The sequence below is a fragment of the Micromonospora sp. WMMD708 genome, assembly GCF_049315245.1.
Lineage (GTDB): Bacteria > Actinomycetota > Actinomycetes > Mycobacteriales > Micromonosporaceae > Micromonospora > Micromonospora wenchangensis.
The window spans coordinates 5,606,367-5,631,967 of record NZ_CP186060.1 but is presented as its reverse complement, the minus strand read 5'-3'; the positions used below and the strand labels follow the sequence as shown (position 1 = coordinate 5,631,967).

The 25,601-nt window shown below is 71.3% G+C and carries 24 protein-coding genes; 17 read left to right on the top strand and 7 right to left on the bottom strand.

Annotated features, from left to right (window positions below; translation table 11 throughout):
• Positions 1–54: 54 nt before the first annotated feature.
• From ACN260_RS24720 to ACN260_RS24710, 3 genes are all read left to right on the top strand, one after another.
• Positions 55–1,452: a DUF4331 domain-containing protein gene (locus ACN260_RS24720; protein WP_422753274.1), complete on the top strand. Its 1,398-nt coding sequence runs from the start codon at positions 55–57 to the stop codon at positions 1,450–1,452.
• Between the two features lie 82 nt (positions 1,453–1,534).
• Complete coding sequence (locus ACN260_RS24715; RefSeq protein ID WP_088642993.1) at positions 1,535–1,828, top strand: phospholipase; 294 nt, start codon at positions 1,535–1,537, stop codon at positions 1,826–1,828.
• A 475-nt stretch (positions 1,829–2,303) separates the two neighbouring features.
• Entirely contained in the window at positions 2,304–2,561 is a 258-nt protein-coding gene (locus ACN260_RS24710; protein WP_007455784.1) for a WhiB family transcriptional regulator, read from the top strand.
• Between the two features lie 114 nt (positions 2,562–2,675).
• Here ACN260_RS24710 and ACN260_RS24705 read toward each other — a convergent pair whose 3' ends face one another.
• Positions 2,676–3,125: a metallopeptidase family protein gene (locus ACN260_RS24705; protein ID WP_088642935.1), complete on the bottom strand. Its 450-nt coding sequence runs from the start codon at positions 3,123–3,125 to the stop codon at positions 2,676–2,678.
• A gap of 154 nt (positions 3,126–3,279) precedes the next feature.
• On the opposite strand from ACN260_RS24705, the gene ACN260_RS24700 reads away from it, so the two are divergent.
• A complete protein-coding gene (locus ACN260_RS24700) occupies positions 3,280–3,660 on the top strand; it encodes a DUF3499 domain-containing protein (protein WP_422753273.1) in 381 nt (126 codons plus the stop codon).
• Between the two features lie 163 nt (positions 3,661–3,823).
• On the opposite strand, the gene ACN260_RS24695 is transcribed toward ACN260_RS24700, so the two are convergent.
• Positions 3,824–5,200, bottom strand: coding sequence for an NAD(P)/FAD-dependent oxidoreductase (locus tag ACN260_RS24695; RefSeq protein ID WP_422753272.1), 1,377 nt, complete (start codon positions 5,198–5,200; stop codon positions 3,824–3,826).
• A gap of 29 nt (positions 5,201–5,229) precedes the next feature.
• Positions 5,230–6,579, bottom strand: a complete 1,350-nt coding sequence (locus ACN260_RS24690; protein WP_422753271.1) for an aspartate aminotransferase family protein — start codon at positions 6,577–6,579, stop codon at positions 5,230–5,232.
• Positions 6,580–7,158: 579 nt separating this feature from the next.
• Between ACN260_RS24690 and ACN260_RS24685 the strand changes: the two genes are divergently transcribed.
• Together ACN260_RS24685 and ACN260_RS24680 are read left to right on the top strand one after the other, a co-directional pair.
• The gene (locus ACN260_RS24685; protein ID WP_422753270.1) at positions 7,159–7,923 is read left to right on the top strand and encodes a Scr1 family TA system antitoxin-like transcriptional regulator; all 765 of its coding nucleotides are present in this window, start codon (positions 7,159–7,161) and stop codon (positions 7,921–7,923) included.
• Positions 7,914–8,099: a DUF397 domain-containing protein gene (locus ACN260_RS24680; RefSeq protein ID WP_422753269.1), complete on the top strand. Its 186-nt coding sequence runs from the start codon at positions 7,914–7,916 to the stop codon at positions 8,097–8,099. The genes ACN260_RS24685 and ACN260_RS24680 overlap by 10 nt, the downstream gene beginning before the upstream one ends.
• Positions 8,100–8,283: 184 nt before the next feature.
• Here ACN260_RS24680 and ACN260_RS24675 read toward each other — a convergent pair whose 3' ends face one another.
• Positions 8,284–8,796, bottom strand: a complete 513-nt coding sequence (locus tag ACN260_RS24675; RefSeq protein WP_422753268.1) for an Lrp/AsnC family transcriptional regulator — start codon at positions 8,794–8,796, stop codon at positions 8,284–8,286.
• Between the two features lie 210 nt (positions 8,797–9,006).
• Between ACN260_RS24675 and ACN260_RS24670 the strand changes: the two genes are divergently transcribed.
• The 7 genes from ACN260_RS24670 (at position 9,007) to ACN260_RS24640 (ending at position 15,481) form a co-directional block, all read left to right on the top strand.
• Complete coding sequence (locus ACN260_RS24670; protein ID WP_422753267.1) at positions 9,007–10,191, top strand: polyamine ABC transporter substrate-binding protein; 1,185 nt, start codon at positions 9,007–9,009, stop codon at positions 10,189–10,191.
• A gap of 5 nt (positions 10,192–10,196) precedes the next feature.
• On the top strand, positions 10,197–11,348 hold the full coding sequence (locus tag ACN260_RS24665; protein WP_422756817.1) for an ABC transporter ATP-binding protein: 1,152 nt from the start codon (positions 10,197–10,199) through the stop codon (positions 11,346–11,348).
• Between the two features lie 5 nt (positions 11,349–11,353).
• Positions 11,354–12,256, top strand: coding sequence for an ABC transporter permease (locus ACN260_RS24660; protein WP_422756816.1), 903 nt, complete (start codon positions 11,354–11,356; stop codon positions 12,254–12,256).
• On the top strand, positions 12,253–13,095 hold the full coding sequence (locus ACN260_RS24655; RefSeq protein ID WP_422753266.1) for an ABC transporter permease: 843 nt from the start codon (positions 12,253–12,255) through the stop codon (positions 13,093–13,095). The genes ACN260_RS24660 and ACN260_RS24655 overlap by 4 nt, the downstream gene beginning before the upstream one ends.
• Complete coding sequence (locus tag ACN260_RS24650) at positions 13,092–13,295, top strand: hypothetical protein (protein ID WP_422753265.1); 204 nt, start codon at positions 13,092–13,094, stop codon at positions 13,293–13,295. The genes ACN260_RS24655 and ACN260_RS24650 overlap by 4 nt, the downstream gene beginning before the upstream one ends.
• Positions 13,295–14,497 (top strand): saccharopine dehydrogenase C-terminal domain-containing protein, encoded by a 1,203-nt coding sequence (locus ACN260_RS24645; protein ID WP_422753264.1) that lies wholly within the window; start codon positions 13,295–13,297, stop codon positions 14,495–14,497. The genes ACN260_RS24650 and ACN260_RS24645 overlap by 1 nt, the downstream gene beginning before the upstream one ends.
• Before the next feature lie 288 nt (positions 14,498–14,785).
• A complete protein-coding gene (locus tag ACN260_RS24640) occupies positions 14,786–15,481 on the top strand; it encodes a hypothetical protein (RefSeq protein WP_422753263.1) in 696 nt (231 codons plus the stop codon).
• Positions 15,482–15,537: 56 nt separating this feature from the next.
• Here the strand turns inward: ACN260_RS24640 and gabT are convergent, their stop codons facing one another.
• The 3 genes from gabT to ACN260_RS24625 all read right to left on the bottom strand — a co-directional run bounded on the left by gabT (position 15,538) and on the right by ACN260_RS24625 (position 19,901).
• Entirely contained in the window at positions 15,538–16,845 is a 1,308-nt protein-coding gene (gene gabT / locus ACN260_RS24635; RefSeq protein ID WP_422753262.1) for a 4-aminobutyrate--2-oxoglutarate transaminase, read from the bottom strand.
• Positions 16,846–16,933: 88 nt separating this feature from the next.
• Positions 16,934–18,370: a gamma-aminobutyraldehyde dehydrogenase gene (locus ACN260_RS24630; RefSeq protein ID WP_422753261.1), complete on the bottom strand. Its 1,437-nt coding sequence runs from the start codon at positions 18,368–18,370 to the stop codon at positions 16,934–16,936.
• Between the two features lie 307 nt (positions 18,371–18,677).
• Positions 18,678–19,901: an SUKH-3 domain-containing protein gene (locus tag ACN260_RS24625; protein WP_422753260.1), complete on the bottom strand. Its 1,224-nt coding sequence runs from the start codon at positions 19,899–19,901 to the stop codon at positions 18,678–18,680.
• Positions 19,902–19,980: 79 nt separating this feature from the next.
• Between ACN260_RS24625 and ACN260_RS24620 the strand changes: the two genes are divergently transcribed.
• From ACN260_RS24620 to ACN260_RS24605, 4 genes are read left to right on the top strand one after another with little or no spacing between them, the layout of a single operon-like run.
• Entirely contained in the window at positions 19,981–20,406 is a 426-nt protein-coding gene (locus ACN260_RS24620; protein ID WP_422753259.1) for a YbaB/EbfC family nucleoid-associated protein, read from the top strand.
• Positions 20,399–20,743 (top strand): hypothetical protein, encoded by a 345-nt coding sequence (locus tag ACN260_RS24615; RefSeq protein ID WP_422753258.1) that lies wholly within the window; start codon positions 20,399–20,401, stop codon positions 20,741–20,743. The genes ACN260_RS24620 and ACN260_RS24615 overlap by 8 nt, the downstream gene beginning before the upstream one ends.
• 21 nt (positions 20,744–20,764) lie before the next feature.
• Positions 20,765–25,114 (top strand): toxin glutamine deamidase domain-containing protein, encoded by a 4,350-nt coding sequence (locus ACN260_RS24610; RefSeq protein WP_422753257.1) that lies wholly within the window; start codon positions 20,765–20,767, stop codon positions 25,112–25,114.
• Positions 25,114–25,551 (top strand): hypothetical protein, encoded by a 438-nt coding sequence (locus ACN260_RS24605; RefSeq protein ID WP_422753256.1) that lies wholly within the window; start codon positions 25,114–25,116, stop codon positions 25,549–25,551. Before ACN260_RS24610 ends, ACN260_RS24605 begins: the two co-directional genes overlap by 1 nt.
• Positions 25,552–25,601 lie beyond the last annotated feature (50 nt).

Genomic DNA, 25,601 nt, shown 5'->3' with positions numbered 1-25,601 from the left:
GCGCCCGGTCCGTCATGCCCCGATTCCTCATGATCCCGCAAAGGTTGGTCCGCCATGTCGTCCCACCGCGAAGCACCGGAAATAAGCAAGGACCCGGTCGCCGACAGTTCCGACCTGTACGCCTTCGTCAGCCCCGACCGGCCCGACTCGGTGACGTTGATCGCCAACTACGTGCCGTTGCAGCTCCCCTCGGGCGGCCCGAACTTCTTCGAGTTCGGCGACGACGTGCGGTACGAGATCCATATCGACAACGACGGTGACGGCCATCCCGACGTGACCTACCGGTTCGAATTCCGTACCGAGATCACGAATCAGAACAGTTTTCTCTACAACACCGGCCCGATCGACTCGCTGGACAGCAAGAACTGGAACCGGCGGCAGTTCTACAAGCTGACCCGGGTCACCGACGGCAAGGAGCACGTGCTCGCGCACAAGCTGCCCTGCCCGCCGTGCAACGTCGGGCCGCTGTCCATCCCGAAGTACAACGACCTGGTCCGGCAGGCGACGTTCAAGCTGTCGACGGGGGAGAAGGTGTTCGCCGGGCAGCGCGCGGACGGCTTCTTCGTCGACCTTGGCGCGATCTTCGACCTGGGCACGCTGCGGCCGTTCCAGCAGTTGCACGTGGCCGGCAAGAAACTGTTCAAGGCCGAGGGTGAGCCGGTCAACGCGGTGGACCGGATGAACGTGCACAGCATCGCGGTGCAGGTGCCGCTGAGCAAGGTGCGCCGCCGGGCCAACCGGTACGGCGTGGACGACCGGGCGTCGACCATCGGGGTGTGGACGACCGCCTCCCGACAGCAGGTGAGGGTGCTCGGCGACAAGGTCGCGGCGGACGCGGCGGTCGGCCCGTGGACCCAGGTGTCCCGGCTGGGCAACCCGCTGTTCAACGAGGTCATCGTGCCGATGTCCAAGAAGGACCTGTGGAACACGCTGCCCCCGACCGAGGACAAGCGGTTCGCCCGGTTCGTCGAGCAGCCGGAGCTGGCGGCGCTGCTGCCGGTGCTCTACCCGGGGGTGTTCCCCAACCTGGACGCGTTGAACAAGTCCAAGAAGCCCCGGGCCGACCTGCTCGCCATCCTGCTGACCGGCATCCCGTCCGGGCTGATCGACGGCTTCACCAACCTCACCGGGGACGTGCAGGCCGACATGCTGCGGTTGAACACGGCGATCAGGCCGAACAGCAAGCCGAACCAGTTCGGTCTGCTCGGTGGGGACCTGGCCGGTTTCCCCAACGGCCGTCGGGTCGTCGACGACGTGGTGAGTATCGCGCTGCGGGCGGTGGCCGGGGTGACCGTGCCGCTGGTGGACAAGAAGTTCAAGCCGGACGCGGCGGCCGGCGCGGTGACCCCCGGGTTGAGCGCCGCCGACGTGACCGCGCCGTTCCTGCGGGACTTCCCCTTCCTCGGTACGCCGTACGACGGGTTCAACAACCCGCCCGCGGCGGACTCCTGACCGGACGGAGCGCGGCGTGACCGGACACCACCACCACCACCACCATCATCATCAGTACGGGCCGACGGAGAGTGGCACGGTGATGCTCGACGTCGGCGGGGAGATGGGTGCCCTGATCATCTACACCGGACGCGACCTGCACGGTCGGGAGATCGAGATCAGCCGGGTCGACCAGGACGGCGCGGTGCGGACACACTCCGCCGTCCGGGAGCGGATCGTCCGGGACGGGGTGTTCCACAGTGCCGTCTACCCGGATCTGACGGCGGGTCTCTATACCGTCTGGTGGGACGAGGAGACACCCGCCGGAACGATCTCCGTCAACGGTGGGGCGATCGCCGAATTCGTCTGGCCGAGCAGCCCACCCCGGTCGACCTGAGCGCCACGACAGGCGTACCGATCCGAGCGCCCCGTCCACATTGTGGACGGGGCGCTGTCGGCATTTCGGGCTCGACGGGCGGTCCGGGGCCAACCGCGTTAACCTGTCCCCCACCATGCTCATGATCTTGGCGAGACGGTCGGACAGGGCGTCCGACGGCGTTCCCGGGTGTCGTCCGGGGCGGCGACGCCACAGCAGAAATCTGGGGCAACTCGCCGGAGAGGGCGTTACTCGTCCGGGGTCTGAATCGATAGGGCAGGTTGCGAGGGCCGGGTGGTCCGGCGACCGTCCGGCGGCGTGTCGGGAGGGCGACTCCATTATCAAGTTCGGCTTGACGGCGCACGCATTACACGCGTGTAATTTCGATGGGGTTGTTCGCGCGGAACGCAACAAATAGGGACCGGACGGACAAGCACGCCTTTCGCGTGGGGGGTTGCAGCGGCGGTGACGTCGGTGCGCGACAAGGAGGCATCTGATGGACGGCCAGCTTGAGGTGGCCGACCTGCTCGGAAACGCGCCGGAGTGGCAGGAGCGGGCACTGTGCTCGCAGACCGACCCGGAAGCGTTCTTCCCCGAGAAGGGCGGCTCGACCCGCGAGGCGAAGCGGATCTGTTCGCGGTGCGAGGTCAAGACGGAATGCCTGGAATACGCGCTCGGGCACGACGAGCGGTTCGGGATCTGGGGTGGGCTCTCCGAGCGGGAGCGGCGCAAGCTCAAGCGGCGGGCCGCCTGAGTCGACGGGTCGAGCCGGGGCGGTGGGGGCCGCCCGGCTCACGCCCGACGGGGGTCGCGGGGGTGACCGACGTCGGGCCGGCGGAGCGGGGTCGGGGGCACGGGAGGCCGCAGGTCAGGCCAGTTCGTCCGGGTCGACCCCGAGCAGGTTCGCCACCTGCTCGATGATCACGTCATGGACCAGGTCGGCCAGGTCCTCGCGGTCCATCGCGCGGAACTCCAGCGGCCGGCGGTAGAGCACGATCCGGGGTGGCACCTCCTGCCGGCCGGGCCGGCCGGGCAGCAGCCGGGCCAGCGGCACCTCGCCGTCCTCCAGCACGTCGGAGTCGTAGACGTTGAGGTCCGGGGGGACGTCCTCGACGGCGAACTCGACGCCGGCCAGTTCGGTGGCGAACCGGCGCTCCAGCGTCTCCACCGTGTCCAGCACCAGGTCGTCGAAGATCTCGGCCTTGGTCCGGGCCAGCGGCACGGTCGCCGGCACCAGCCGCCCGCGCAGGCCACGGCCGTGGCGGTCGCGGTGGTTGCGCCGGCCGGAGCCGGGGCGGCGGTGTTCCGGGCTCGTCATGAGCCAAAGGGTAGCCCTCGACCCGCCCCGGCCCGTGGCGGCGCGCGTCGACGGGCGCGGCGGGAGCACCAGGTGCGAATTGTGATCACGGTGACGGGCGTGTCGCAAAGCGAACCGGTGCGCCGGACCCGGTAATGGGGATACCCTGCCGCACGTGAGGTCACCACGGCGCTGCTCCCGTAACGGCTGCCCCCGGCAAGCGGTCGCCACATTGACCTATGTCTACAACGAGTCGACGGCGGTGGTGGGCCCGCTGGCGGCATTCGCCGAGCCGCACACGTACGACCTGTGTGAGCAGCATGCGCGGAGCCTGACCGCCCCGCGGGGCTGGGAGGTCGTCCGGCACGAGGGCGAGTTCGAACCGCCGCCGCCCACCACCGACGACCTGGTCGCCCTGGCCGAAGCCGTCCGCGAGGCGGCCCGCCCGGTCGCCCCCCGCCCACCCCAGGACGACCACGACCCCCACCACCCCAACCCCCAGACCCCGCCCACCGGCCGCCGAGGCCACCTCCGGGTGATCCCCCCCAACCACTGACCCGCCGGCTCCCTCCCCTCCCGCCCCCTCCCCGCCCGGATCTCCCCGGTGATCAAGAGGTTTGCGTCAGTCTGAAGATCGACAATGACGCAAACCTCTTGATCACCGGGCGCCGGCGGCGGGTTAGTGGGCACCGGGCGTCGGCGCGGGCGAGCGGGTGGGGTCAGTGGCCCAGGAGGGGGGAGAGGGCGGTGGCGCGGCGGGCCGGTCGGCCGGTGCGGCGTTCCACCTCGTCGGCGGAGGACATCACCCGGAGGCCGGCGTTGATCGCCAGCCAGCGCAGCGGTTCCGGCTCCCAGCGGGGCGAGCGGTGGCCCACCCACGGCAACGCCGTCAGCTCCGACTCCACGCCCCGGACCAGGTCGGCGAGGGTACGGCCGGCCAGGTTGCTCGTTCCCACCCCGTCGCCGACGTAGCCGCCGGCCCAGGCCAGCCCGGTCGACCGGTCCAGCCCGACCGAGGCGGACCAGTCCCGGGCCACCCCGAGCGGACCGCCCCAGGCATGCTCGACCGGCACGTCCGGGCCGAGCACCGGGAAGAGTTCCCCCAGCGTACGACGCAGCGCGGCGAAGACCCGGGGCTCCCGGTCGTAGCGGGGCGAGACCCGGGAGCCGAAATGGTACGGGGCGCCCCGCCCGCCGAAGGCGAGCCTCCCGTCGGCCGTGCGCTGGCCGTACACGATGAGGTGCCGGTAGTCGGAGAAGGTCTCCCGGTCGGCCAGCCCGATCCGCTCCCACGTGTGCCCGGGCAGCGGCGCGGTCACCACCATCAGCGAGTACACCGGGGCGACGGTGCGGCGGTGGCCGGGCAGCGCCGGGGTGTACGCCTCGGTGGCCCGCACCACCACCTCCGCCCGTACCGTGCCGTGCGCGGTGAGCACCGCGCCGGGTCGGATCGCGGTGACCGGGGAACGCTCGTGCAGCCGCACCCCGAGCCGGCACACCGCGCGGGCCAGGCGCCGGACCAGTTTCGCCGGGTGCACGGCGGCGCAGTGCGGGGTGTACGTGCCGCCGCGTACCCCCTCGGCGGCGCACCGCGCGGCGGCCCCGGCGGCGTCGAGCAGCACCAGGTCGTCGGCGTCGAGCCCGTGCTCCCGGGCCTCGCCGACGGCGGCCCGGGCCCGGCCGAGCTGCACGTCGGTCCGGGCCACCACCACCGTCCCGCCGTGCCGCCAGTCGCAGTCGATCCCCTCGGCGGTGACCACCCGACCGACCTCGGCGACGGTGTCCCGCATGGCCCGGTGCATCGCCAGCGCCGCCGCCGGGCCGTGCCGCCGGGCCAGCGCCGGCAGCGCGGTCGGGAACAGCGCCGAGCACCAGCCGCCGTTGCGCCCGGACGCGCCGTACCCGGCGATCTCGGCCTCCAGCACGACGATCCGCAGCGTCGGGTCGGCGCGGGCGAGGTAGTACGCCGTCCACAGCCCCGTGTAGCCGGCGCCGACGACCACCACGTCGGCGTCGGTGTCGCCGGGCAACGCCGGCCGCGGGGTCAACGGATCGTCCACCGTGGACAGCCAGTGGGACAGTTCCTGGTAGCGCATGTGCGGCTCCGGGGGAGAGGGCCGGTGCCCTACAGGCGGGACCACGCCTCGGTGAGGACGGCGCGCAGGATCTGCTCCATCTCGTCGAACTGCTCCTGCCCGGCGATCAGCGGCGGGGCGAGCTGGACCACCGGGTCACCCCGGTCGTCGGCCCGGCAGTAGAGCCCGGCCGCGAACAGTGCCGAGGACAGGAAGCCGCGCAGCAGCCGCTCCGACTCCGCCTCGTCGAAGGTCGCCTTCGTCGCCTTGTCCTTGACCAGTTCGATGCCGTAGAAGTAGCCGTCGCCCCGGACGTCGCCGACGATCGGCAGGTCGGTGAGCTTCTCCAGGGTGGCCCGGAAGGCACCCTCGTTGGCCCGGACGTGGCCGACCAGGTCCTCCCGGGCGAACACCTCCAGGTTGGCCAGGGCCACCGCGCAGGAGACCGGGTGACCGCCGAAGGTCACCCCGTGGGCGAACATGCCGGTCTCGGTGAGGAACGGCTCCATCAGCCGGTCGCTGGCGATCATCGCGCCCAGCGGGGCGTAGCCGGAGGTGATGCCCTTGGCGGTGGTGACGATGTCGGGCTGGTAGCCGTACCGGGCGGCACCGAAGTACTCGCCGAGCCGGCCCCAGGCGCAGATGACCTCGTCGCTGACGAGCAGCACGTCGTACGCGTCGCAGATCTCGCGGACCCGCTGGAAGTAGCCGGGCGGCGGCGGGAAGCAGCCGCCGGAGTTCTGCAGCGGCTCCAGGAACACCGCCGCCACGGTGTCCGGCCCCTCCCGTTCGATGGCCCGGCGGATCTCGTCGGCGGCCCAGGCGCCGAACGCCTCGGGCGAGTCGCCGTGCTCGGGGGCCCGGTAGAAGTTGGTGTTCGGCACCTTGATCCCGCCGGGCACCAACGGCTCGAAGTCGGTCTTGATGCCGGGCAGGCCGGTGATCGACAGCGCGCCCATCGAGGTGCCGTGGTAGGCGAGAAAGCGGCTGACCACCTTGTGCTTGGTGGGCTTGCCGACGCGCTTGAAGTAGGCGCGGGCCAGCTTCCACGCCGCCTCGACGGCCTCCGAGCCGCCGGTGGTGAAGAAGACCCGGTTGAGGTCGCCGGGGGTCAGCGAGGCGATCTTCTCGGCCAGTTCCACGGCCTTCGGATGGGCGTACGACCACAGCGGGAAGTACGCCAGCTCGCCGGCCTGCTTCGCGGCGGCCTCGGCCAGCTCGGTGCGCCCGTGGCCGGCGTTGACGACGAACAGCCCGGCGAGCCCGTCCAGGTAGCGGCGGCCCTGCGCGTCCCAGACGTACGCGCCCTCGCCGCGCACGATGGTCGGCACCTCCCCGGCGGAGTAGCTGGCCATCCGGGTGAAGTGCATCCAGAGGTGGTCGGTGGCGTCGGCAGCCATTGTCAGCCCCATCGGGTCTCGGGCCGGTCAGGAGGGGAAACCGGCCGCTCTGCTCTCGGTTATCCCACAGTCGAACCGCGAAATGCAAGACCAATTCGCCTTCAAGGCGACGGATTCAGCGCGGCTCTGGGTAGTTGGCAACGGAATCCGCACACCCTCTGCGACGGTGCGCCCGACTCGACCTCCGCCGGCTTCATGATCGACTCAACATCGGCCAAGTTGCGGTATCCGGGTCACGGGACACCGCAACCTCGGCCCACAAGAGTGGATCAAGCGATCCTGGGGGCCGCGCATGGGGCGTCCGGGGTGCGGGATGCCGCTATTCCGGCCCGCGGGGGTGGATGAAGCGAGCCTGCGGGGTGGACGGTGGCGTCCGGGCGTGGGGCAGCGCTACTCCGGCATCCCGGAGTGGTTGAGGTGGGATGGGTGGACCGGGGTGGGGCACTTCCGATGCACTTCCGGTGCACCTCGGGGGCTTTCGGAGAGGTCCCGGGCCAACACGCCGATGCCGGGCGGACATCGACACGCACTGTCGCTAGGGTGCGCCGGAGCGTGTCGATCGGGCGGGAGGAGTTGCCGGTGAACGAGGTGCTTCGCGTGGCGATGGCGGAACGCGGGGAGACGGCCGAATCCCTCGCGCACCGGGTCGGGGTCGATCCGAAGACGGCCGGCCGGTGGCTCAGCGCCGGGCGGGTGCCGCACCCCCGAACACGGGTCGCGGTGGCCGGGATTCTCGGTCGGGAACCCGCCGAACTCTGGCCCGAGCCCTACCGTCGCCGCGACCTGCCCTGGTTCCGCCCGTGGGCGGAACTGGAACAGGACGCCACCTCGATCCGCTCCTACCAGCCGCTGGTGCTGCCTGGTCTGATGCAGACCGAGGAGTACGCCCGAGCAGTGCTCCGTGCCGGAGGGCACGCCTCCGACGAGGTTGAACAGCTCGTCGCCAGTCGGCTGGCGCGGCAGGCCGTCTTGGACCGTGAGCCTCCACCCCAACTGGTCGTAGTCATCGACGAAGGCGTGCTCTGCCGGCTGGTCGGCGATCGCGTGACGATGGCCCGCCAGGTGAGCCAGCTGGCGACCGCCACCGAGCGGGAGCATGTGCAGGTCCGGGTGATTCCGGCCGACGGACCCTGGCACACCGGTCTGGCGGGTGCGTTCATGCTGGCCCGGTTGCCGGACGGAGCCGAGGTGGCCTATCTGGACAATCAGCTCCGTGGCGAGGTGGTGACCGAGAGCATCGACGTTGCTAGCCTGGGCAGGAGGTGGGAGAGCGTGGCTGGCGAGGCGTTGTCCGCCCGCCAGTCGACCGGCCTGATTCGGGAAGCGGTGAAGAGATGGACCTGACCGAGGCTCGCTGGCGAACCGCAACTCGCAGCAGCAGCAACGGCGGCGACTGTGTCGAGGTGGCGGACAATCTGCCGGGGCAGGTGCTGGTGCGGGACAGCAAGGACCGGGCCGGCGGCACGCTGAGCTTCGCCCCTGACGCCTGGCGCGCCTTCGTCGCCGCGACCGCCCGCTGAACGCCCCGCGCGGCTCCGCGCCTGCCCCCACCCCGGGCGGCCCCGCATCTGCTCCCACTCCGGGCGGCCCCGCCCCGGACGCACTCGTCGGGACGGCGGGGTGATCGACTCAATGTCGGCCGGATAGCGGTGTCCCCGGGCGGGGATGCCGCTACGTCGGCTCACGGGAGTGGATCAACGCGGCTCAGGCCGTACCCCAGGTGTAGGTCTGTTTGCGCAGCTTGAGGTAGACGAACGCCTCCGTGGCGAGCACCCCGGACACCGAGCGCAGCCGTTGCAGGATCTCCAGCAGGTGGGCGTCGTTGCGGCAGACCACCTCGGCGAGCAGGTCGAACGAGCCGGCGGTGATCACCACGTAGTCGATCTCGTCGAACCCGGCCAGCCGGTCGGCGACGGCCTCCAGGTCGCCGTCGGTACGCAGACCGATCATGGCCTGGCGGGGGAAGCCGAGCTGGAGCGGATCGGTCACCGCGACGATCTGCATCACCCCGGCGTCGAGCAGTCGCTGCACCCGCTGGCGGACGGCCGCCTCGGAGAGCCCGACCGCCTTGCCGATCGTCGCGTACGGCCGGCGGCCGTCCTCCTGCAACTGTTCGATGATCTGCTTCGCCACGTCGTCCAACAGTGCGTGGCTGGCACCCTCACGCACCGCGACGCGTCGCCCCCCGGTGCCGTGCTCCTGCTGCCGGATCGTCATCGTTCGCTCCCCATGTCCGTTTCCCCCGGGTCGAGCTTAGTGCCACCTGCGCAGGCTGGCGTAATTCGTCGTCGCAGCCTATTCCAGCAACGGAATCCCTTGTGGGGGCGGTGACCCCATGCCAGGATCATTCGTCTCAGGCACCCGACCCCCCGCCGGCGCCGCACCCCCGTCCCCGCCGCCGACGGACGACCCCCTAGGAGTCGTCAGATGCGTACTCCCCTCCGGCCCCTCACCCGGCGTGGACTGCTCACCGGCACCCTCGGATCGGCCGCCCTGCTCGCCACGGGCGGCATCCTCACCGGCTGCGGCACCAAGGCGGCCACCCAGACCGAAGCCGGCTGTACGAGCGACGACCTGTCCGCGACGGAGAAGACCCTCGCCTTCTCCAACTGGCCGCAGTACATGGACGTGGACGACAAGGACGCCGCCAAGCGCCCCAGCCTCGACGCGTTCGTCGCCGCCAGCGGCATCAAGGTGACCTACACCGAGGACATCAACGACAACAACGAGTTCTTCGGCAAGGTGCAGAACCAGTTGGCCGGCTGTCAGAGCACCGGGCGGGACATCATCGTCCTGACCGACTGGATGGCCGCCCGGATGATCCGGCTCGGCTGGATCCAGAAACTCGACCCGGCCAAGCTGCCGAACGTGGCGGCCAACCTGCTGCCGTCATTGCGTGGCCGTTCCTTCGACCAGGAGAACCGGACCGCGATCCCGTGGCAGTCCGGCCTCGCCGGGTTGGCCTACAACGGCAGCGTCACCGGGGAGATCCGCACCGTCGACGAGCTGTTCACCCGCTCCGACCTCAAGGGCAAGGTGACCGCCCTGTCGGAGATGCGGGACACCATGGGCCTGCTGCTCCAGTCCAACGGGCACGACCCGTCGAACTTCACCGCCGCCCAGTTCGACGACGCCCTCGCCAAGCTGCGTAGGGCCGTCGAGTCGAAGCACATCCGCCGGTTCACCGGCAACGACTACGCCCCCGACCTGGCCAAGGGCGACATCGCCGCGTGCGTCGGCTGGTCCGGCGACGTGATCCAGTTGGCCGGCGACAACCCCAAGATCAAGTTCGTCGCGCCGGACTCGGGGGTGATGCTGTTCAGCGACAACATGCTGGTGCCCAACAAGGCCACCCACCGGGGCAACGCCGAAGCGCTGATCGACTACTACTACCAGCCGGCGGTGGCGGCGAAGCTCGCCGCGTACGTCAATTACATCTGCCCGGTCAAGGGCGCCCAGGCCGAGATGGAGAAGATCGACCCGGAGTTGGCCGCCAACCCGCTGATCTTCCCGGACGACGCCCTGCTGGCGAAGTCCAAGGTCTTCATGGCCCTGGACGAGAAACAGGAGAAGGAATACGAGTCGAAGTTCCAGCAGGTCATCGGGGCGTGAGCGGGATGGCGAACGAGGCACCCGCCGGTGACCTGCGGCTGGTCGACCTGACCAAACGGTTCGGCATCTTCACCGCCGTCGACGAGCTCACCCTGACCGTCCCGCAGGGGTCCTTCTTCGCGCTGCTCGGGGCGTCCGGCTGCGGCAAGACGACCACCCTGCGGATGATCGCCGGGCTGGAGGAACCCACCAGCGGGCAGGTGCTCCTCGGCGACCGGGACATCAGCCGACTGCGACCGTACAAGCGGCCGGTCAACACGGTCTTCCAGAGCTACGCGCTCTTCCCGCACCTGGACATCGCCGAGAACGTGGCCTTCGGGCTGCGGCGGCGCGGCATCCGCAAGGTCGACGGCCAGGTCCGGCAGATGCTGTCGCTGGTCCAGCTCGACGGCTACGAACGGCGTCGCCCGGCCCAGCTCTCCGGCGGCCAGCAGCAGCGGGTCGCGCTGGCCCGCGCCCTGATCAACCACCCACAGGTGCTGCTGCTCGACGAGCCGCTCGGCGCGCTCGACCTGAAGCTGCGCCGACAGATGCAGATCGAGCTGAAACGCATCCAGACCGAGGTCGGCATCACCTTCGTGCACGTCACCCACGACCAGGAGGAGGCCATGACGATGGCCGACACGGTCGCGGTGATGAACGCCGGGCGGATCGAGCAGCTCGGCGCGCCCGCCGAACTCTACGAGTACCCGGCGACCGCGTTCGTGGCGAACTTCCTCGGCCAGTCCAACCTGCTCGCCGCCGAGGCCGCCGGCCCGGCCGGCTCCGAGGTGCCGGTCACCGCGCACGGCACGCGCTTCTCGGTGCCCGTCGACCGCGCCCGCGTCGACCGGGGTCCGGCCTACCTGGGGGTACGCCCCGAGAAGCTGCACCTGGCCGAGGCCGCCGACGAGGTGCCGGCCGGCCACCAGCACGTGCCGGGGGTGATCACCGACGCGTCGTACGTGGGGGTGAGCACGCAGTACCTGGTGCGTACCGGGTGGGGCAGTGAACTGTCCGCGTTCGCGGCGAACAGCGGCGTCGGCCGGCAGCACCCGGTCGGCGTGTCCGTGGTCGCGCACTGGGACCCCCGGCACGCCTTCCTGCTGCCCCGCGAGCCGGGCCAGGACGACCGCACCACCCCGCTGCTCGACGAGCCGGTCAAGGTGCCGTCGTGACCGCCCTGGCGCAGCTCGGCGGCGGGGTGCCCGCATCGGGGGCGGCACCACCGGCCCGGCCGGGCCGGCACCGGCTACTGCCGTACCTGCTGCTGTTGCCGGGGGCTGCCTGGCTGGTGCTGTTCTTCGTCGTACCGCTGGTGCAACTCGCCGCCGCCAGCCTCTACGACCCGACCGGATCGCTGTCCACCGGGTACGTGCTGACCTGGGCGTTCGGCAACTATCCGGAGGCGTTGCAGGCGTACGCGCCGCAGTTCGCCAGGTCGTTCGGCTACGCCGGGGCGGCGCTGGTGCTGGCCCTGCTGCTGGGCTACCCGCTGGCGTACGCGATCGCGCAGAAGGCCGGCCGGTGGAAGAACCTGCTGCTGGTCTGCGTGGTCGCCCCGATGTTCACCAGTTTCCTGGTGCGTACCCTGGCCTGGAAGACCATCCTGTCGGACAACGGGGCACTGGTCGGGCTGCTGCGCGACGTACACCTGCTCGGCCCGGACGGGCGGCTGCTCGCCACCCCGGTCGCGGTGGTGCTCGGGCTGACGTACAACTTCCTGCCGTTCCTGGTGCTGCCGCTGTACGCGAGCCTGGAGCGGCTCGACCACCGGCTGCTGGAGGCGGCCGGCGACCTGTACGCGGGCCCGCTGCACGCCTTCCGCACGGTCACCCTGCCGCTGTCGATGCCCGGCCTGATCGCCGGCACGCTGCTGTTCTTCATCCCGGCCACCGGCGACTACATCAACGCCGAACTCCTCGGTACCCCCAACGAGTACATGATCGGCAACGTCATCGACTCGGCGTTCCTGGTCCGGCTGGACTACCCGCAGGGCGCCGCCCTGTCGTTCCTGCTGATGGCGGCGATCCTCGCGGTGGTCTTCGTCTACCTGCGCAGGGCCGGCACGGAGGAAGTTCTATGAGGGTTTCGCGGTGGTTGGCCGACCGGTGGGTGATGATCGTCGCCCTGCTGGTGCTCGGCTACCTGTTCCTGCCGATCGCCGTGGTCGCCGGCCTCTCCCTCAACCGCCCGTCCAGCCGGCTGTCGTACGACTTCAACGAGTTCACCCTGGACAACTGGCGGCAGCCCTGCGCCACCCCCGAGATGTGCGACGCGGTGGTCCGCAGCGTACAGATCGGTTTCCTCGCCACCGTCGGGTCCACGGTGATCGGCACGTTGATGGCGTTCGCCCTGGTCCGGCACCGGTTCCGGGGGCGCGGCGGGATCAACCTGCTGATCTTCCTGCCGATGGCGACGCCGGAGCTGGTGCTGGGCACCTCGCTGCTCGCCCTGTTCGTCTCCGCCGGGGTGCCGCAGGGCTTCTGGACCGTCGTCATCGCGCACGTGATGTTCTGCGTGTCGTTCGTGGTGGTGACGGTCAAGGCCCGGCTCGCCGGGATGGACCGGCGGCTGGAGGAGGCCGCGATGGACCTCTACGCCAGCGAGTGGCAGACGTTCCGGCGGATCACCCTGCCCCTGGTGCTGCCCGGCATCGTCGCCGCCGCCCTGCTGGCCTTCTCGCTCAGCTTCGACGATTTCATCGTGACGAACTTCAACGCCGGCACCACCGTCACCTTCCCCATGTACGTCTGGGGTGCCACCCAGCGGGGCATCCCACCGCAGGTCAACGTGATCGGCACGGCGATGTTCGGCATCGCCCTTCTGCTCGTCGGGCTGAGCATGCTGCGCGGTCGACGGGCCCGTCGGGCCGCGCTCCCGGTCGCCGACACGACCGCCCGACGGGCGACCGGCCCGTCATGATCCTCCCGCATACCGGCCGGGCGCTCGTCGAGGCGACGCCCGGCCGGTATGCGTACCACCGCCCCGACCTGCCCCGTCCGGCCGCCGACATCAACCTCACCCGCCGGTCGCCGGCCCGCGCCGACGCGCACGCGCACGACGACCGGCGTCAGCACTGGCTCCGTACGCTCGATCGTCTTGGTTTGGGGTTCGATTCCTGATGCGTATCCTGCTCGTCGGTGCCGGCGGGGTCGGCTCCGCCGCCGTCGCCATCGCCGCCCGCCGTTCCTTCTTCGACACCGTCGTCGTCGCCGACTACGACCCGGTCCGGGCCGAGCGGGCCGTCGCCGGGTACGGCGACCGGTTCGTCGCCGTACGGCTCGACGCCTCCTCGGCGGACGCGGTCGCCGCGCTCTGCCGGGAGCACCGGATCACCCACGTGCTCAACGCCGTCGACCCGCGTTTCGTCATGCCGATCTTCGACGGGGCGTTCGCCGCCGGGGCGGACTACCTGGACATGGCGATGTCGCTGTCCCACCCGCACCCGGCCCGGCCGTACGCCGAAACCGGGGTGAAGCTCGGTGACGCGCAGTTCGCCGCCGCCGCCACCTGGGCGGACGCCGGTCGGCTGGCGCTGTGCGGGATCGGCATCGAGCCGGGCCTGTCCGACGTGTTCGCCCGGTACGCCGCCGACGAACTGTTCACCGACATCGACGAGATCGGCATCCGTGACGGCGCGAACCTCACCGTCGACGGCTACGACTTCGCCCCGTCGTTCTCCATCTGGACCACCATCGAGGAATGCCTCAACCCGCCGGTGATCTGGGAGCGGGACCGGGGCTGGTTCACCACCGAACCGTTCAGCGAACCGGAGGTCTTCGACTTCCCGGCCGGCATCGGCCCGGTCGAGTGCGTCAACGTCGAACACGAGGAGGTGCTGCTGATCCCGCGCTGGGTCAATGCCCGCCGGGTCACCTTCAAGTACGGCCTCGGCAACGAGTTCATCGAGGTGCTGAGGGCCCTGCACAAGGTCGGCCTCGACTCGACCACCCCGGTGTCGGTGCGCGGTGTGCGGGTCTCCCCCCGTGACGTCGTCGCCGCCAGCCTGCCCGACCCGGCCACCCTCGGCGACCGGATGCGCGGAAAGACCTGCGCCGGCACGTACGTCACCGGCACCGGCGTCGACGGCCGGCCCCGGAAGGTCTACCTCTACCACGTGGTCGACAACGAGTGGTCCATGCGCGAGTACGGCCACCAGGCGGTGGTCTGGCAGACCGCGGTCAACCCGGTGGTGGCGCTGGAACTGCTCGCCACCGGCGGCTGGTCCGGGGTCGGGGTACTCGGCCCCGAGGCCCTGCCACCCCGCCCCTTCCTCAACCTCCTCACCACCTACGGCTCCCCCTGGGCGATGGAAGAACGCTGACCCCCACCCGCCCCCTTGTGGTCGCGCCCCCCACCCCGCCCGGGCTCCGCGCCCCCTCATCCCCGCGCATATCCGCCGCCACCCCCCACCCGTCGCCCGCGCCTGACCTGAACCTGACTAGTCGATCATGGAGTTGGGGTGGGCGGGAATCGTCATCAAAGGGACGGTAAGGCCCCCACGACTCCTTGATCGACAGCGGAAGTGCGGGGTGGCGACGGGTTGGGTTGAACGGGGGGCGGGTCCGGGCCGTATCAGGCGGTACAGGCAACGGCGACGACGGGAGGCGTGGTGAAGGTGCAGCGCAAGCACGTACTGGCGGCGGGGGTGGCGGTGGTCGCCACGGCGGTGGTCGCGGTGGGGACCGGGTTCGGGTTCGCCGACACCACGTCCGCCAAGCCGAGCATCTGCTCCGGCCCGGTCACCTTCTCCGCGGAGGCCGGTGCGCCCGCCGCGACGAGTGACCGGTTCCCGGTGGGGACACGGTTGCGGGTGACGAACCTGGACAACGGGAAGGTGGCGACGGTGTCGGTGAGCGGGCCGTCGGGCAGTTGCGTGCTGCTCAACGCCGCCGCGATGGAACTGGTCCGGGAGCCCGGCAAGAACGTGATCCGCCGCAACGTGGTCGAGCGGGTCGGTGCCGACGCACCGGCTGCCCCGGATCCCGGTGAGACCCGGCCCGGTGCCGCCCAGCCTCCGGCCTCCCAGCGGCCGACGACACCGGCGACCGGCGTGGCGGCCGGGCCCACCGCGTGTAGCGGCCCGGTCACCTTCTCCGCCGAGGCCGGTGCGCCCGCCGCGACGAGTGACCGGTTCCCGCTGGGGACACGGTTGCGGGTGACGAACCTGGACAACGGGAAGGTGGCGACGGTGTCGGTGAGCGGGCCGTCGGGCAGTTGCGTGCTGCTCAACGCCGCCGCGATGGAGATGCTGCGGGAGCCCGGCAAGAACGTGATCCGCCGCAACGTGGTCGAGTTGGTGCGCTGAGCGCACCGGCGGCCACCCGGCGGCGGCCGGAGTCCCGGACGTCAGAGGGCTGGACGTCAGCCGAAGGCAGCGTCCAGGATGTCCAGCCCACGGGCCAACTCGTCGTCGGAGATCACCAGCGGCGGCAGGAACCGCAACACGTTGCCGTAGGTGCCGCAGGTGAGGGTGAGCAGGCCGGCGGCGTGGCAGGCCGCCGAGACGGCGCCGGCGGCACCCGGGTCGGGTACCAGGCCGCCCGGCCGGACCAGCTCCACGGCCAGCATCGCGCCCCGGCCGCGTACCTCGGCTATCCGGGGGTCGCGGACGGCGATTGCCCGCAGCCGGTCGGCGAGCACCGACCCGATCCGTCGGGCGGCGGCGGCCAGGTCCAGCTCCCGCATCGTGGCGATGCTGGCCAGGGCCGCCGCGCAGGCGATCGGGTTGCCACCGTAGGTGCCGCCGAGGCCGCCGACGTGCACCGCGTCCATCAGCTCCGCCCGGCCGGTCACCGCCGCCAGCGGCAACCCACCGGCGATGCCCTTGGCCAGGGTGACCAGATCCGGCACCACACCCTCGTGGTCGCAGGCGAACCAGTCGCCGGTACGGCAGAAGCCGGTCTGGATCTCGTCGGCGACGAACACCACCCCGGCCGCCGTCGCCCACTCGCGCAGCGCCGGCAGGAAACCCGTCGCCGGTACGACGAAACCGCCCTCGCCCTGGATCGGCTCGATCAGCAGCGCGGCCACGTTCTCCGCCCCGACCTGCTTGTCCACCAGGTCCAGCGCCCGCGCCGCCGCCTGCGCCCCGGACAGCCCGCCGTCGCGCAACGGGTACGACATCGGCACCCGGTGGATCTCCCCGGCGAACGGCCCGAACCGGTGCTTGTACGGCATGTTCTTCGCGGTCAACGCCATGGTCAGGTTGGTCCGACCGTGGTAGGCGTGCTCGAAGACCACCACCGCCTGCCGTCCGGTGGCGTGCCGGGCGATCTTCACCGCGTTCTCCACCGCCTCGGCACCCGAGTTGAACAGCGCCGAGCGCTTTTCGAAGGTGCCCGGCGTCAGCGCGTTGAGCTGCTCGCAGACCGCCACGTACGACTCGTACGGCGCAACCATGAAGCAGGTGTGGGTGAACCGTTCGACCTGGGCCCGTACCGCCTCGACGACGCGGGGTGCGGCATTGCCGACGCTGGTGACCGCGATGCCGGCGGCGAAGTCGATCCACTCCCGCCCCTCGACGTCGAGGATGGTGCCGCCGCTGGCGGTGTCCACGTACGAGTCGATCACGCTGCCGACGCCCCGGGCGACGGCGGCACCCCGCCGCCGGTGCAGCTCCGCGCTGGAAACCGCTGGGCCGTCCTCTGTTCGCGACTGCGGGGCTCGCAAACCCGGCTCACTCCTCGCGCTCACGGTGCTGTCTTCTGTTCGCGACTGCGGGGCTCGCAAACCCGGCTCACTCCTCGCGCTCACGGGATCAGCCCTCGATGTGGTGCATGACGTGCTTGATCCGGGTGTAGTCCTCCAGGCTGTAGACCGACAGGTCCTTGCCGTGGCCGGAGTGCTTGAAACCGCCGTGCGGCATCTCCGAGACGAACGGGATGTGGGTGTTCACCCAGACGCAGCCGAAGTCGAGCCGGCGGGTCATCCGCATCGCCCGGCCGTGGTCGCGGGTCCAGACCGAGGCGGACAGGCCGTAGTCGACGCCGTTGGCCCAGCGAACCGCCTCGTCCTCGTCGGTGAACCGCTGCACGGTGATGACCGGGCCGAACACCTCCTGCTGGATGATCTCGTCGGCCTGGCGTACCCCGGAGACCACGGTGGGGGAGTAGAAGTAGCCGCGCCCGCCCACCCGCGTACCACCGGTGTGCAGCTCGGCGTGGTCGGGCAGCCGGTCGACGAAGCCGCTGACCCGGGCGAGCTGGTTGGCGTTGTTCAGCGGGCCGTAGAGCACGTCGGCGTCGTCCGGGGCCCCGGTGCGCGTGTTGCGGGCCTGCTCGGCCAGCGCTGCCACGAAGTCGTCGTGCACGCCGGGACCGGCCAGCACCCGGGTCGCCGCGGTGCAGTCCTGGCCGGCGTTGAAGTAGCCGCCCGTCGCGATCGCCTCGGCCGCCGCCGCCACGTCCGCGTCGTCGAAGACCACCACCGGGGCCTTGCCGCCCAACTCCAGATGGGTCCGCTTGAGATCCGGCGCGGCGGCGGACGCGACCTCCATGCCCGCCCGGGTCGAGCCGGTGATCGACACCAGCTGCGGGGTCGGGTGCGCCACCAGGGTACGGCCGGTGTCCCGGTCGCCGCAGACCACGTTGAACACCCCCGGCGGGAGGAACTCGGCGGCGATCTCGGCCAGCAGCAGCGTCGACACCGGCGTGGTGTCCGACGGCTTCAACACCACCGTGTTGCCCGCCGCCAACGCCGGGGCGATCTTCCACACCGCCATCATCAGCGGGTAGTTCCACGGGGTGACCTGCGCGCAGACGCCGATCGGCTCGCGCCGCACGTACGAGGTGTGCCCCGCGAGGTACTCCCCGGCCGAGCGGCCCTCCAGCAGCCGGGCCGCCCCGGCGAAGAACCGGAACTGGTCCACCGCCGGCGGTAGCTCCTCCTCGGCGGTGAGCTGGCGCGGCTTGCCGGTGTTGCGCACCTCCGCGTCGACCAGTTCGGCCGCCCGGGACTCCACCGCGTCGGCGAGCTTCAACAGCGCCCGCTGCCGCTCGGCCGGGGTGGTGTCCCGCCAGGTCTCGAAGGCGGTCGCGGCGGCCCGCATCGCGGCGTCCACGTCGGCCGGACCGGAGACGGGGGCCCGGGCGAAGACGTCACCGGTGCAGGGGTCGATCAGGTCGGCGTGACCGCCGTCCACCGGGTCGACGTACGCGCCGTCGACGAAGTTGCGGAGCTGCTGCTGGTCGCTCATGGTGAGGTCTCTCCAGGGGTGGCCGGGAGTGGAGTCAGCGGACGTAATCGCAGTTCGACTGCCATTTTGGCTACTGAATTCGCGGCAGACAAGGGCTTGGGCGACTGTTTCCGTGCGACTGCCTGTCGTCTACGCTGCCGGCGGGCAGCCGAGACGTGCCGTCGTACCGGGCCGACCAGGTGCCGTACGGGGGTGTCGAGGGCAGCGGCGTCGGCCGGGAGGGCGTGCGGTCGGCGATGGATGACTACACCGAGCCGGTGTGCTGGTGCTGACCGGGACGCCGCGGTAGCTTCGGCACCCCCCCTCGTCACCAGGTGCCGTCGTCCCGGACCCGGGGCGGGGCGAGGCCGAGCAGCAGGGTGGTCAGCGCGGCGTCGATGTCGTCGCCGAGGAACCACTCGCCCGCCTGGTCCAGCGCGAAGACCCGGCCGTGGTCGTCCACGGCCAGGATCGCGTCCGGATGCCCCGCGCCGATCGGGAAGAGCCGGACGCCGAGCACGGCACCGAAGTCCGCCAGGGTGTCGGCGGTGTACGCGGCGTGCACCGGATCGACAGAGAACCGGGAGATCCACACCTCCCGACCGGGCCCGCGCCGGCCGGACACCAGCCCCGGGAATCTGGTGAGGGCGTCCAGCGCAGAGGCGAGGTCGGGGTGCTGGTGGGATATCTCCTTCGCCTCCGCGATCGCCTCCTCGGCGAGCCCGTCGTCACCGAGCCCCGGACGCCATCCGGCGCTGACCAGCGCGTCGGCGACCTCCGGCAGGAATCGTCCCGGCTCTGGCACGGCTTGCCTGTCGGGTCGCCACTGCCTGGTGAATGCCAGTTCGGACCAGCCGACGACCGCGAAGTGCACCAGGAAGTTCAGGCAGGAGTCGCAGGGACGTTCCGCCGGGCCGGCGTCCGGATCGCCCGGCTCGCGGACCAGGAACACGTCGATTCCGGTCGCCGTCAGCAGCGACTCCGCCTCGCGCATGCTCAGCGGGGGTAGGCCGGCGGCGGCGCGTCGATGGTCGTACTCGTGCAGGACGTCGGAGACGACGACCAGCTCGGCGTGCCGGTCGCCGCCACGGACCAGGTGCCCCGGGGGCAGTTCGTCCAGGTAGGCCCGGACCAGGGGGTGGTGCCGCAGCGGCACGTCCCCCTTGACGCCGTGCCCGACGTAGGTGCGACCCTCGACGGTCAGGTGGGCCACGGTGGCGGGTGTCGGCAGCCGCCGGATCTCGCGCAGCAGCAGGCCGGCCGGATCGACCGTGCGGGGTGCCGGGGTGCCGGTGGGGCGGCTGCGCCGGTACATCTGCTGCACCACCGCCGCCGGCACCCGGGGCCAGGTGGTGACCTCGCCGGTCTGCTTGTCGACGACGGTGGTCGGCAGGTCGCCGGGGTGCGTGTCGACGGCGCGGTCGACGCTCGACCGGATCACGTAGCCCAGGTCGAACTCGTCGAGCATGGGCCGGCACTCGTAGCCGAGGCGCTGCGAGTCCCGCCGCGCCCACACGTCGGCGAGCTGCTCGGCCAGTTGGCGATCGATCACGGCCCGAAACTACCGGACCCCACGGGATCGTGGCGCCCGGTATGGTTCGGCTGACTGACGGTGACGGGGGAGGGCGACGTTGGCCGAAAGGGTGGACCGGGACGCGAACCAGGCGCTCCGGGCGCGGTTCGACGAGGTGTACGGCCAGTACCAGCGGTTACGGTCCGGTGTGGACGACCTGCGCGCCGAACTGGCGAGGTTGCGGGTCACGGAACGCTCGGACGACGGCCAGGTCACCGCCACGGTGGGGGCGCGCGGCGAGCTGATCTCCGTGGAGTTGGACGCCGCCGTCTACCGGGACCGCGATCACCACGCGTTGAGCCGGAAGATCACCACGACCGTGCAGCGGGCCTGCGCCCGCGCCACCACGGCCACCCAGGAACTGGTCGCCGCGCACCTGCCGGCCGGTTCGGGATCGGTGGAGTTTCTGCGTACCGGCGATTTCGGCGCACTGCTCGGGCGCGCCGACGCGGTGCTCCGACGGGAGGCGGAACGGCATGGGTGAGGGGCACCTCTGGCTCGATCCCGACCGGGCCCGACGGGCCGGGGCAGACCTGCACCTGGCCGGTACGTCGGTGTCGGCACGCCGGGCCGCGCTCGGTGGGCAGATCGCCGGGGCCAGCGCCAGCCGTCCGTGGGGTCGGGACGACATCGGCGCGGCCTTCGACAGGAGTTACCGCTCCTATGAGGAGACCCTGCTGCGCGCCTGGGCCGGGCTCGGCCGGTCCCTCGAACGGCTCGGTGCCGACGTGGTCACCTCGGTCGACGCCAATGTCCGGACGGACACGGCGAGCGGACGCCGGCTCGACGGGGTGGCCGACCCGCGCGGCCATCAGCGCTGACCTGCGGGGGAAGCCTTGAGTGTGCTGCCGAGTCCGATCCCGCATCCGCTCGACTACAGCCCCTGGGAGTTGCCGGGGTGGGCCTACGAGGCGCTCGACTGGGTGGTCGGGGTCGAGTGGCCGGAGGGAAACGAACGCGCCGTCTGGGACCTCGCCGACCAGTGGTACGCGGTGGCGGGTGCCCTGACCGGCCCCCGGGCCGACGCGATCGCCGCCGCCACCGAGGTACGTGCCGGCTACGGCGGCACCGGGGCCGTGCCGGAGGCGTTCGAGGCGGCGTGGCGGCGGCTGGCCGAGGGTGACGAGGCTCCGTTGCCGGTGCTGCTGGCAGTCAGCACCGACCTGGGGCGTCTGGTCGAGGAGTGCGGCAGCGACATCGAGGCCGCCAAGCTCGAAGTGTGGATCGAACTCGGCATCCTGGTCGCGGAACTGCTCGCACTCGCCGTCGCCGCCGCGCTCACCGCCGGGGCCGCCTCACCCGCAGCAGGCGCGGCGGTCACCGCCAGCCGGCTGGTGATCCAACAGATCTTCCGCCGGTTACTGGCCCAGTTGGCCAAGAAGGCGCTCCGGCAGGGCCTCAAGGAGGCCGGCGAGCGGGCCGCGAAGGAAGTCGCCAGGGAGGGGATGCGCGGGCTCGGCAGGCGGGCGGTCAAGGGGGGACTGTTCGAGGCCGGGCAGGAGGCCGGGGTCAGCCTGGCGACGCAGGCGTACCAGAACTCCACCGGCAGGCGGCACGGCCTGGACCTCGCCGATCTCGGTGCGTCGGCGCTCGGCGGACTGGCCGGCGGGGCGGTCGCGCCGCTGGCGGGCCTGGGACGGCACGCCACCGGGCGGGCAGCCCGGGCCGGTGAACACGTCGGCCGCGAGATGACCGGCGAGGTGCTGGCGGAGGGCGCGGCCGGTCTGGCCACCGGCCAGGGGATGCCGTCGCTGGAGGACGCCAGCCGGGCCGCCGTGTCCGGGGTCGCCGGTTCGGCGACCGGGCAGGCGGATGCCGCGCTGCGCGCCCGGCTCGACGCGCGGCTGACCGCGCTCGCCGGCTCCTCCTCCCCGCCGCCCGATGCTCTTCCCGTCCCGCCGCCGGCCGGTGACCAGGTGACGCCGTCCGCCGACGTCCTCGTGCGGTCGCCCGCTGACACCCCCGCACCGATGCCGGCCGACCCGGTCGTGGTGACCGGTGGTGCGGTAACGGAGCCGCTGCCGTCCCCTGATCCGCAGGTGTCGGCCGGCGTGGACCGGGCCGCCGCCACAGGCCACGTCGATCAGCCGGCCGGGCCGATCCCGCCGGCACCTGCGGCCCGACCCGAACCCGTCGCCCCGCACGCGGTCGACGCCGCGACACCGTCGGTCACCGCCGGCCCGGCGTCCGACAGCCCCACCCTGTCGTCGATCGTGGTGGACCAGGCTGCCTCCCCCGCCACGGCAGGTCGACCCGTTGAGGCGGTCAGTACGGCGGTGCCCCACGCTGCCGACCCCGGCCAGGTCAACCCGGCCGGGAGCGTGCCGACGGCGGGCGGACCACCGACAGGACCCGCTACGGCACCGGCGTCCGTAGCGGGTACGACGCCGACCGCCGGTGCTCCACCCGCCCCGCCGACCGGCGTCCCACCCGCATCGACGGCTGGTTCGCCGGTGGGACCGGCACCGACGACGGTCGCACCGACCAGCAGTGCGGCGGTCACCGGGCCGCACGGCCCGTCGACCGTCCCGGGGCGACCGGGCACCGCCGACGGTGACGTCGGGCGGCAGCGGGTCGGGCGGTTTCCGCTCCTGGCGGCGCTCGCACCCGGACCCGTGGCCTCCCCGACCACCGGGCGACCCGACGACCCGGGACCATCGGCGGACGACGAACCACCCCGCCCCCGGACCCCACGGTGGTACGCGGCCAGGTGGGCGGCCGAGCGGGAGGCGCTGGAGCGGCGTCGCTACCAGGGCTACTTCGAAGCACAGCGGCACTGGTTCGAGGACCGGCGACGCACGGACGATGCCGACCTCCGACGACAGGTCGCCCGTGAGCACGAGGCGAGGGCAGATCGTGCTGCCCGTCGTGCCGCCCAGGCCCACCGCGAAGGCCGCTCCCACCTGGCCAACTGGTATCAGCAGATCGCATACCGTGCACAGGCCGACCGCCATCGGGAACTGGATCGGGCCTCGGCGATCATCGACGGCCGAATTTCTCCCGCAGATGTCACTGTCGATGATCCAGACGACTTCCGCCGCATCAACGACGATGTGGCCGAGTTGGCCGGTGGTGGGGTCGAGACGGGGGGCAGGTCGGCGCTGACCGGCGACGACGACCCGCCGCCCATCGACCGTTCCCGCCGGTACGGGGAGTTCGGCGGGCTACGCCCTCCCCTCGCGCTGCACCAGACCGACCTCGAACGGCAGATGCCCCGCACTCCGGACGGCGGCGTCGTGCGTACCGCCGATCCCCGGCAGGGCGGCTGGTTCGCGCTGACCAACGACGGGGGGCCGCAGGCCGATCCGACCCGGGGCATCAACTGCCTGGACTGCACCCTGTCCCTCTACGAGACGTGGTTGCACGGCCGGCCCAGGGTGGCCGCACCCCGTACGTTCGACGGCTACCTGCAGGGTGACGTCCGGCGTCCGGTCAACGGTGAGACCGGCGGACCCGGCCGGGTGGAGGAGGTCACCGGCGGGCGGTTCCAGAAGCTGTTCGCTGTCGACGAGGGCGTCCGGCCGGGCCCGGCAGCCCTGCGTACGTCGGTCGAGCGCGGCTACCGCAACCTGCGTGACCAACTCGTCCTCGGCGGCCACGGCAGCTACGCCTTCCTGATCACCGAGTGGGAGAACGGCGGTTCGCACGCCTGGGTGGCACTCAACCAGAACGGCACGGTGCTCTATCTCGACCCACAGGCGGGCACGGTGCACGACCGCCCGCTCTACGGGCACGCGGGCCGACGGCGACCTGACAACGTCGTCGGCATCGACGCGCTGATCCTCGGCGGGGACGGTCGACCGATGCCGTTGGGCGGGCTGGCGCGGGGACGGTTCAGCGTCCGTCCCGACCTGCCCGACCACCCGGCGGTGCCGGACGACGAGCAGGGCTACGGCGACCCCTATCTCAACCGCGTCCACCTCCTCGACGGGTCGGGATCTGCCGACCAGCCGCGACAGGGGTCGGAAGACTTCGGTCGGTCACCGGGACCCGCCGGCTCCCGCCAGGACGATGAACCGCAGCGACCCACCGAGCGGCCAACGCCTGAACGCCCCATCGGGATTTCGGCACTGTTGTCCGGTGGCGCCGATCTCGGCGGGCTCCTCGATGCCGGTCTGTCGCCTGCCGAAATCTGCGCGCACGCCGACGCCCCGATGCTTCGACGGCTCGTCCCGCAGTTGAACGCAGCGGACGCGGCGGACGTGGCGAGTTTGCTCGGCGATCCGCGGGTCGTCCGGATGCTGGACGAGACCTGGCGTGACCCTTCCAGCGGGCAGCAGCGGGCGCTCGCCGGCACCCTCTTGCAGCAGTTGGCGCGTCGGCCGGACCTTGCCCGCATGATCCTGGCCACGCCCGAACTGGCCAACTCGCTGACCGCCCGTCCGTTGACGCTGCACCACCTGGCATCGCATCCGGAGGCGATCGACGCCCTCGGATCGGTGCTCGACGAGATGGCAGCACAGGGTGCGGAGAGGACCGCCAACCAGCAGCCGCCGGTGCCGCTGCCGACACCGCTCTCTGCGGAGCAGCTGCGGGTCAGTGAACGTGCTGCTACGCCTGGTGAGAATGTGCGGCAACCAGGGTTCGACCGTCGACGGATGGCGGACCCTGACTACCGCTCCGCATACCTCGACTCGCTGTATGCCGCCGCCGTTGTGGCGCAGGAGGAGTTGAACGGGCTCGCCGTCGACTTGGCGCATGAGGGCGCTACAGTCGTCGGCTCGGCGGGTTGGAGGCGACATCCCAAAGACCGCCAACGGGCCGAGGACAAGGTCAGAAAGTACCGGGGTGACGTTTCCCTCCTTCGGGACCTTGCCGGTGCGAAGGTCGAGTTCCGGTCCCTGGGTGATCTCTATCGGGCACTCGATCGCCTGTGTGACCGCCCTGGAATTCGGATAGTGCGTTGCGACGACAGGTTCGTCGTCCCTCAGGAGAGCGGCTACCGGGACGTGCAGCTCATTCTGGAAATGTCGAACGGTCATCTCGCCGAGTTCCGGCTGCACCTGGCTGCCCTTGATGAGGTTGCGGTCTGGGAGCATGCCCTGTATGAGGTTCGTCGCGACCTGGACAGCCTTGCTCGGCAGGACAGCAGGACGATGACCGGGGTGGAGTGGGCCCTCGTGACCGGCATCCTGCGTGAGCAGCAACGGCTGTTCTGGCACGCGTTGGTGTCGACAATCGGGGAGACGTGATGGCGGGCGCGGGTGTGGGCATCGATCTGCCCGCCTACTACTCCTATTACGACTCTCCTGTGAAGGTCGTCGCTGCGGAGGGCGGGGTGCCGCAGGTGTGGCGCGTCGTGATGGAGACGGGCGGCTGGAGTCGGGAGGATGACCTCCTCGGCGAACTGCTCTTCGCCGCTTCAGGTGAGGTTGCGAAGCGGTCGGCTGAGGAGTTCGTGCAGGATGTGGAGAGATACCGGTCGAATTACCTGTCCGGCGACGGTCCCGTGTTCGCCCTCTACGAGACTGCGGCGGCGATTCTCGATTCAGCTCGGCGTGAGCGGCGCAACCCCACCCCTGGGGAACAGGCGATGGTGCGTGGTATCAGACGGAAGACCTTCGTCATGTTCGAGGAGGCGCTGCATTCCGCCGGAGATCCCGCCGCTGATCCGCATGTCGGTGCCTGATGGGCGCCGGTGTCGGTGACTGGTGGAGCGTGTGACCGGTGGTGCCCGAT